The 8,097-nt window shown below is 76.5% G+C and carries 10 protein-coding genes; 2 read left to right on the top strand and 8 right to left on the bottom strand.

From position 1 onward, the window contains the following. Window positions 1-20 precede the first annotated feature (20 nt). Window positions 21-2,120 carry a cell wall-binding repeat-containing protein gene (locus EPD83_RS14345; protein WP_128367762.1) on the top strand — a complete coding sequence of 700 codons (2,100 nt, stop codon included), beginning with the start codon at window positions 21-23 and terminating at the stop codon, window positions 2,118-2,120. Between the two features lie 39 nt (window positions 2,121-2,159). Here EPD83_RS14345 and EPD83_RS14350 read toward each other — a convergent pair whose 3' ends face one another. Together EPD83_RS14350 and prfB are read right to left on the bottom strand one after the other, a co-directional pair. Then, window positions 2,160-2,699, bottom strand: coding sequence for a TY-Chap domain-containing protein (locus EPD83_RS14350; RefSeq protein WP_128367763.1), 540 nt, complete (start codon window positions 2,697-2,699; stop codon window positions 2,160-2,162). Between the two features lie 4 nt (window positions 2,700-2,703). Then, a complete protein-coding gene (gene prfB, locus EPD83_RS14355; RefSeq protein WP_128367764.1) occupies window positions 2,704-3,822 on the bottom strand; it encodes a peptide chain release factor 2 in 1,119 nt (372 codons plus the stop codon). A gap of 161 nt (window positions 3,823-3,983) precedes the next feature. On the opposite strand from prfB, the gene EPD83_RS14360 reads away from it, so the two are divergent. After that, entirely contained in the window at window positions 3,984-4,853 is an 870-nt protein-coding gene (locus tag EPD83_RS14360; RefSeq protein ID WP_128368150.1) for a hypothetical protein, read from the top strand. Between the two features lie 96 nt (window positions 4,854-4,949). Here EPD83_RS14360 and EPD83_RS14365 read toward each other — a convergent pair whose 3' ends face one another. The 6 genes from EPD83_RS14365 to EPD83_RS14390 form a co-directional block, all read right to left on the bottom strand. Continuing rightward, window positions 4,950-5,420: a pilus assembly protein TadG-related protein gene (locus EPD83_RS14365; protein WP_235950618.1), complete on the bottom strand. Its 471-nt coding sequence runs from the start codon at window positions 5,418-5,420 to the stop codon at window positions 4,950-4,952. Further along, window positions 5,417-5,866: a pilus assembly protein gene (locus EPD83_RS14370; RefSeq protein ID WP_128368151.1), complete on the bottom strand. Its 450-nt coding sequence runs from the start codon at window positions 5,864-5,866 to the stop codon at window positions 5,417-5,419. The genes EPD83_RS14365 and EPD83_RS14370 overlap by 4 nt, the downstream gene beginning before the upstream one ends. After that, window positions 5,863-6,258, bottom strand: a complete 396-nt coding sequence (locus tag EPD83_RS14375) for a TadE family protein (RefSeq protein ID WP_128368152.1) — start codon at window positions 6,256-6,258, stop codon at window positions 5,863-5,865. Before EPD83_RS14375 ends, EPD83_RS14370 begins: the two co-directional genes overlap by 4 nt. 32 nt (window positions 6,259-6,290) lie before the next feature. Next, a complete protein-coding gene (locus tag EPD83_RS14380; RefSeq protein WP_205859542.1) occupies window positions 6,291-6,458 on the bottom strand; it encodes a hypothetical protein in 168 nt (55 codons plus the stop codon). A gap of 24 nt (window positions 6,459-6,482) precedes the next feature. Continuing rightward, a complete protein-coding gene (locus EPD83_RS14385; RefSeq protein WP_165566751.1) occupies window positions 6,483-7,415 on the bottom strand; it encodes a type II secretion system F family protein in 933 nt (310 codons plus the stop codon). After that, window positions 7,412-8,097 (bottom strand): type II secretion system F family protein (locus EPD83_RS14390; RefSeq protein WP_165566752.1); only part of this gene is annotated, 686 nt, incomplete at its 5' end. The genes EPD83_RS14390 and EPD83_RS14385, both read right to left, overlap by 4 nt.

Genomic DNA, 8,097 nt, shown 5'->3' on the forward strand with positions numbered 1-8,097 from the left:
CCCCTCCAGGACACCTCCGCATGCACCGCAGCGCCCTGCTCGTCCTCGCCGTCGCCGCCCTGACGGCGGGGACCGTCGCCGTGCCCGCGGCCGCGGTCCCGCCCTCCACGGCCGCGGCCGCATCGGGCGTCGCCACCATCGGTCCGGACGGCCCGCGCGGCGGCGGGCCGATGACCCTGGCCGACCGGCGGGTGGCCCTGCGCCGGGCCTTCGCGGCCGGCGGGGTCCCGGCCGGCGGCGGCACCCGCGCCTTCCCCGGCACCGACCCGCGGCTCGTCGTCACCTCGGCCGAGGGCACGAGCGTCACCGCGGCGCTGCGGCCGGACGGCACGGTCTCCGCCGACCCGCCGCTGACCGGCAGCCCGCTGACCCTCGCCGTCGCCTCGCCCTCCGGGGAGTCGCTGCTGACCCGGGGCGCGCCGGCGGGCGGCGGTCGTCGCTCGGCCGAGCTGCGGCAGGTCGAGGCCGCCGCCGACCCCGTCGCGCTCGACCCCGGAGTCGGCCCGCAATTGTGGACCCCCGCCGGCGACGCCCGCCTGCACCAACCGTCCCCGGGCGTCTGGGAGCTGCAGAGCCTCACGTCCCCCGGCGAGCGCTCGGTGCTGGACGTCCCCGCCGACGTCGAGCCCACCTCGGTGAGCACCTGGGGCGACGTCGCCTACGGCCTGCGCACCACCGCCAGTGGCACCGACGTCGCCGCCGTGCCCGTCCCCGGGGTCCGCGGCGTGCGCGCCGCGGCGGTCGCGACCACCGACCTCGGCCTCTCCGCCTGGGCACCGGGGCGGCCCACGAGCGCCATGGCCGCCACCTCCTCGGTCTACGCCGACGACCCCACCGAGCTCCTCGCCTTCGCCGGCACCGTCCCGGGCACGAGCGAGCGCCGGCTCGTCCTCGTCACCCGCGCCGGCCGCGAGGCGACGTGGGGCCCGCCGGTCGCGCTCGGCGCCATCGGCGCCACCTGCGACGTCGCCGCACCCGCCTTCGACGAGTCCCGCACCCGACTCGCCTACCTCGTCGCCACCGGACCGGCCGGCGACGAGTGCTCCGCCTTCGAGGTGCGCGTCCTCCTCGCCGGCGCCGACAGCCGGTTCTCGGCCTCGGACACCGACGTCCTCGCGGCGACGTGGCCGGCCTCCCGGGGGCTGCCGCGCACCCTCACCTTCGTCGCGGGCGCGGCGGCCGTGCCGTCGATGCGGATGGCCGGCGCGAACCGGGTCGACGTCGCCGTGGCCACGAGCCGCCGCTTCGTGCCGGCCGGCACCGCGCGGGGGGTCGTCGTCACCGGGGCCCAGGCCCAGCCGGACGCGCTGACCGGCGGGCCGCTCGCCGCCCAGCTCGACGGGTCCAGCCTGCTCACCCCGACCACCCGGCTGCCGGACACCGTCCTCGCCGAGATCCGCCGCGCGCTGGACCCGCGGGGCACGGTCTACATCGTCGGCGGTCCGGCGGCGGTCGCCCCGGCGGTCGAGACCCGGCTGCGCGACGAGGGCCTCGTCGTCGAGCGCATCACGGGCGCCAACCGCTTCACCGTCGCCGTCGAGGTGGCCCGGGAGGAGGCCCGCCTGCGCGGCTCGGCCCCGGCCACGGCGTTCGTCACCTCGGGCCGGGCCTTCGCCGACGCCCTCGTGGCCGGTCCCGCCGCCTTCGCCTCCGGCGCCCCGGTGCTGCTGAGCGACGGCGGGACCCTGCCCTACGTCACCCGGGCCTACCTCCAGGAGCTCGGGCCGCAGGCGACGGTGTACGCCGTCGGCGGGTCGAGCGTGGCCGCCCTCGCCGGGGACCAGCGCGCCCGCGGCGTGAGCGGGGCGAACCGCTACCTCACCGCCGTCGCCGTCGCCGAGCGCTTCTTCCCCGCCGTCGACGTCCTCACCGTCGTCGACGGGCGCAACTGGCCGGACGCGGCCTCCGCCGGCGCTCTCACCGCCCGGTGGGGACAGCCGATCGTCCTCGCGAACAGCAGGGCGGCCCTGGACCCCACCGCCGCCTACGTCACGGGCGTGCGGCAGGGCGTGGACTACCAGGTCGTCCTCGGCGGGACGACCGCGGTGCCGGACGCCGCCGCGGAGCGGTACGCCGGCCTGGCCGGGGCCCAGGGCCCGTACGGCCAGTGGGTGCGCTGACGCACGCTGACCGCCCGACGCCGCACCGGCGCCGGCCGCTCAGGCGTCGTCGCGCACGACCGCCGGCAGCTCCGGCGGCTCGCCGTCCTCCCCGGGCTCGTCGGTGACGCCGAGGACCTCGCGGAAGGTGCGCTCGACGACCTCGGTGGCGCGGCGGGCGTCGTCCAGCGGCAGGTAGGGACCCTGCGGCACGTCGTCCGGCCAGAACTTCACGAAGTCCTCGCCGTCGGTCACCGTCGGGCGGTGCCAGCCCAGGGCCTGCGCGGCGGCGGTCTCGTCGTCGGTCCAGGGGAAGGGCCCGCCGTGGGCCTCCGCGCCGGTCCAGTACCCGCGCAGGTGGTCCTCGACCCGGTGCAGCCGGACGGCGGGGACGACCCGGCGCTTGCGGGCCCCGGCGAGCCGGCTGAACAGCGTCGTGCCGACCGGCCGGGCCATCCGCCCGTACCGCTGCGGCGCCTCGACGGTGAGGCCCTCGTCGTCGCGCAGGGTGAGCACGGCGTCCAGCAGCGGCCCCCGCCAGGCGGCCCACGTCGTGGGCGCGGCGGCGGGCCCGTCGGGGCCGGTGGGGTTCTGCGGCACGGGCTCAGGCCTGGGCGTCGGCCTTCTCCTGGGCCTTGCGCCACCGGATGCCGGCCTCGATGAAGTCGTCGATGTCACCGTCGAACACCTTGTCGGGGTTGCCGACCTCGTGCTCGGTGCGCAGGTCCTTCACCATCTGATAGGGCTGCAGCACGTAGGAGCGCATCTGGTCGCCCCAGCTGGCCTTGATGTCGCCGGCCAGCTCCTTGCGCTCGGCGGCCTCCTCGGCCCGCTTGATGAGGAGGAGCCGGGACTGCATGACGCGCAGCGCGGCGGCGCGGTTCTGGATCTGGCTCTTCTCGTTCTGCATCGAGACGACGGTGCCGGTGGGGATATGGGTCATCCGCACCGCGGAGTCGGTCGTGTTGACCGACTGGCCACCCGGCCCGCTGGAGCGGAAGACGTCGACCTTGAGGTCGTTCTCCGGGATCTCGATGGAGTCGGTGCCCTCGATGAGCGGGACGACCTCGACGGCGGCGAAGCTCGTCTGCCGGCGGCCGGCGTTGTCGAAGGGGCTGATCCGCACGAGCCGGTGGGTGCCGCCCTCGACCGAGAGGTTGCCGTAGGCGTAGGGGACGTCGACCTCGAAGGTCGCGGACTTCAGCCCGGCCTCCTCGGCGTAGCTCGTGTCCATGACGTTCGTGGGGTAGCCGTGCCGCTCGGCCCAGCGCAGGTACATCCGCAGGAGCATCTCGGCGAAGTCGGCGGCGTCGACGCCGCCGGCCCCGGCGCGGATGGTCACGACCGCCGCGCGCTCGTCGTAGTCGCCGGAGAGCAGGGTGCGGACCTCGAGGTTCGCGACGGCCTTCTTGAGGGAGACGAGCTCACGCTCGGCCTCGGCCATCGTGTCGGCGTCGTCCTCCTCCTGGCCCATCTCGACGAGCACCTCGAGGTCCTCGACGCGCTGGTCCATCCCGGTGACGCGCTCGTACTCGGCCTTGGCCCGCGAGAGCCCGCTCGTCACCTGCTGGGCGCGCTCCTGGTCGTCCCAGAGCGTGGGGTCGGCGGCCTGCTGCTCGTAGTCGTGGATCCGCTGCTCGAGCTCGGCGAGGTCGGTGACCTCCCGGACCGTCGACATCGTCGCGCGCAGGTCCTTGATCTCCTGGGTGAAGTCGGTGGCCACGAGGGGTCAGCCTACGCGAGCCGGGACGGGCCCCCGGCCGGTGCGGCGCGGGGTCGGCGGCGCGGCCGGCGGGGACTGCGGGCGCTCGCCCGTGGAACGACGGACGCGCCCCCGGGCGCGGACGTAGGCTCGTCGGGTCACCACGGCAGGGAGGTGGAGCAGTGCCCGCAGCGCGCGTCGTCGGCGTGGTCGCCGTGCTGTCCTTCGGCCTGCTCGCCGCGTGCAGCGACGACCCCGAGCCGGCGCCCTCCGCCTCGGGGTCCGGGACCGTCGCGTCCTCGCCGGGGGCCTCCCCCTCGACGGCGTCGCCGTCGGCCGGCCCGACGACGGGCCCGTCGGCGTCACCGGGTGGCAGCCCCTCGCCGTCCGGCTCGGTCACGGCGGGGCCCCCCGGGACGGGGACCGGGGGTGCCGACAGCGGGGACGGGACCGAGGCGGGCGGGGGCACCGGCGCGACGGCCGACACCCCCGGCGGCGCGCGGGTCGACGTGCTCGGGGCCATGCGGGACTCGGGCAGCACGGCCAGCGACGGGGTCACCGGCACGGCCTCGGCCCGGATCGTACGCAGCATCGCCGGGTACCGCGGGTTCTTCGGCGACGCCCGGGCCACCGTCGACGCCGGGCAGACCGGCGACTCGTTCGCCTACGCCCGCGGGGCGACGGTCCGCTCGCTCACCGTGCCGGCCGCCGGCACCTACGCGTACTCGTGGCGGGCGCGCTACCACGTGAGCGGCTACCGCCCCGGGCGCGACCCGTCGGACACGACCGTGCACGCCGAGAGCTACGTCGACCCGGGCCTGTTCGGCGACCGCGGCCGCGTGGTCGCGGCCGACGTCGACCTGGGCACCGGCGTCGACCTGCCCGTCGACGGCACCCTGTCGGGCAGCGGCGAGGTGACGGTGGAGGCCGGGCAGCAGGTGGACGTGCGGGTCGAGTCCTCGTGCACCATCTACGGAAGCGGCGCGGCCACCCGTGCCACCTGCCGCTCGTGGGTCGGCTTCACGAGCTTCACGCTGAAGCGCATCGGCTGATCCTTCGCGGCCTTCCTGGTCGCGGTCCGCCGGCCGACCTGCGGCAGACCGCCGGGCTCGCGACCGGCCCGACGGGCGGCGTCCTCGGCGAAACGGTCACGGGACGAGGACGTCGGAGCGGGCGCGGGAGACGACGTGGATGGTCACGCTGCCCCCGAGGTCTCGCAGCCAGCCGCCGACGAGGGGCAGCCGCGCCTCACCGGTGACGGCGACGACGGCGGTGCGCCCGTCGGGGCTGCCGGTCCCGGGGGCGAGGCCCCAGCGCAGGATCGACGGCGGCCGTTCGCTGCTGCCGAGGTAGGACGCCGCGCGCTCACGCACCGAGGCGTCGCTGAGGGGCACCGAGTCGCCTACCCCGCCGGAGTACGCCGCGTCGTCGAGCGCGTTGGCGGCCGAGAGGGCAGCACCGTCGGCGGCGTCGAGGAGCCGCATCCGGGACAGGTGCGCCGAGGTCACGGCGACCGTCCCGGCGACGAGCATCATCGCGATGACGACGAGCCCGAGGATGTAGATGCTGATGGTCCCCCGCTCGTCCTGACGGGCCGTGCCCGGGCCGGGGCGCGTCACGGCAGGGTCCGGAAGCGGTCGACGGTCTCGATGTGACTTGCCGAGACCGGGATGCTCGTGGGCAGCGCCCCGTCGAGGAAGGTCGGGACGAGGGGCAGCGGTACCCGGACGGTGGCGGTGGCCCGGACGCGGCCGTCGGGTCGCAGGCACGGCGAGCCGTCGCAGGCCAGGTCGAGGCGGCCGACGTCCTCGAAGCGGAAGTCACCGAACGCGACGCTCGCCGCGGCCCGGGCGCGGCCGGACGCGTCGGACCCGGACGGGGCGGTGACGAAGGCCCGGCCGGCCTCGCGGGCGGCCTGGCTGACGGCGAAGGACCCGGCCTGCACCCGGGCCAGCGTCATCACGAGGTAGACCAGTGGCAGGAGCAGGAGGACGCCGAGGGTGACGAACTCGACGACGGCGCTCCCCTGCTCGTCCCGCCGGGCGGGGCGTCCGTAGCCGGTCACTGCGACTCCGCGAAGGCGCGGCCGGTGACGTCGAGGGTGTCGGCCGGCCCGAGCAGCCCGAGCACCGGCACGGGGGCGACGACCCGGACCTCGACGACCCGCACTCCCCCGACCACGTTCTCGCGGACGCTGACCGACCGCGCGTAGCGGGTCGAGAGCGAGGCGCCCACGAGCTCCTGGGTGCGGGCGACGGCGGCACCGGGCACGGCGTCGGCACGGGCTCCGGCACGGGCGCCCTCCGCGGCGCACGAGACCAGGGTGTTGCGCACGTGCAGCGCCAGTCCCATCTGGACGACGGCGAGGAACACGGCGAGCAGCAGCACCGAGACCATGGAGAAGTCGACCGCCGCGGCACCGCGCTCCCCGTGCCGCACGGGTGACCCGCGACCCATGTGCCCCTCCTCGACCACGGACGGCACGGCGCTCAGCCGCGGACCGACGCGAGCGCCTCCTGGAAGAGGGCGACGAGCTGGTTCTCGGCGACGGTCCAGAGCGCGGCGACGAGGGCGGCGGTCATCAGGGTGATGAGCACCCAGCCCGGGACGTCGCCGCGTTCGGCCCGGCGAGCGGTCGGGCGTCGGAGTGCGGTCATGGGTCTTCCTTCCATCGAGTGGGCTCAGAGGGTGAAGCGGAAGAAGGCGAAGCCGGGGAAGACGGCGAACAGCACCGTCACGGGCAGGATGAGGAAGACGACCGGGACCATCATGGCGATCTCCTTGCGGCCGCCGGCCTCCATGAGGGAGCGCCGGCCCTCCTCACGGACGTCCTGGGCCTGGGCGCGCAGCACCTCGGCGAGCGGCGTGCCGCGCTCGACGGCGACGACGACGCCGTCGACGAACCGGCGCAGGCCGGGCAGCCCCGTGCGGTCGGCCAGTCCGTGCAGGGCGACCGGCAGGCTGGCCCCGGCGCGCGCGTCGGCCAGGCAGCGGCCGAGCTCGGTGGCGAGCTCGCCGTGCGAGAGGCGGCACACCCGCTCCAGCGCGCCCACCGCGCCCTCCCCGGCGCCGACCGCGAGCGCGAGGAGCTCGGCGATGGTCGGGAACTCGGCGAGCATCCGCCGCTCCCGCCGGGTGGCGCGCACCGTCAGCAGGTAGTCGGCCGAGGTGACCCCGAGCCCGAAGCCGAGCACGGTGAGGATGACGACGGGGACGAACGAGCTGCCCCGCGTCACCGCGAGCAGCGTCCCGACGGCGGCGCCGAGGACCGCGCCGAGCACGCCCCAGAGCACCTGCTCGGCCCGGAAGCGGTCGACGTCCGGCGGTGACCCGGCCCGCAGCTGGCGGCTGCGGACCGAGGCGGAGCCGCCGAGGACCCGTTCGACGCCCGCTGCGAGGTCACGCACCAGTGGCGCCGCGACGACGGCCAGGACCCCCGACGTCCCCGGGCCGTCGTCGAGCAGCCGCGACGGGCGCGGGGTGTCCCGCAGGTAGGGCAGCACGCGGTCGGCGAGCCCGGGGCGCCGGTTGCGGGGCAGCCCTCGCCAGATGAGGAGCAGGCCGACGCCGGCGAGCATCCCGACGAACGCGCCCTCGCGCACGAGGCCGGTCATCGCAGCACCCGCTCGTCCTCGGGCAGCCGCCCGATCCGCATCATCAACCAGTACGCGACCCCGGTGACGGCGGCGCCGACGGCGAGCACCATCGCCCCGAGCGCACTGGAGTAGGCACCGACGGACTCCGGGTTGCCGGACAGCATCGCCAGCACCACCCACGGGGCGGCGACCGCCAGGCGGGCGGCGTTGACCGTCCACGACTGGCGGGTCTCGAGCTCGGCGCGGGTCCGGGCGTCCTCGCGCAGGAAACCCGAGAGGGTGCGCAGCAGCCGGCCGAGGTCGCTGCCGCCCACCTCCCGGGCGATCCGCAGGCTCTCGACGAGCCGGTCGGCCACCGGGTCGCTGAGCCGGGCCTTGAGCCGGTCGAGGCAGTCGGAGAAGCGGCCGGTGAGGCGGTAGTCGTCGCCGAACCGCCGGAACGGCTCGCGCAGCTCCTCGGGGCCGCGCTCGCCGAGCTGTGCCAGCGCCTCGGGCAGCGCCATCCCGGCGCGGACGGCGGAGGTGATGTTGTCGACGGCGTCGGGCCACAGGTCGCGCAGCCGGGCCCGCCGCTTGCGGGCGCGCCGCCGCACGAGCAGCACCGGCAGCGCCCCGGCCATCGAGGCGAAGCACACCGCGATCGGCCAGACCCCGACGGTGAGCCCGACCAGCGCGAGCACCAGCCCGAAGGCGAGGACGC

Origin of the sequence: Phycicoccus flavus (genome assembly GCF_004025965.2) — a bacterium.
GTDB classification, from domain to species: domain Bacteria; phylum Actinomycetota; class Actinomycetes; order Actinomycetales; family Dermatophilaceae; genus Phycicoccus; species Phycicoccus flavus.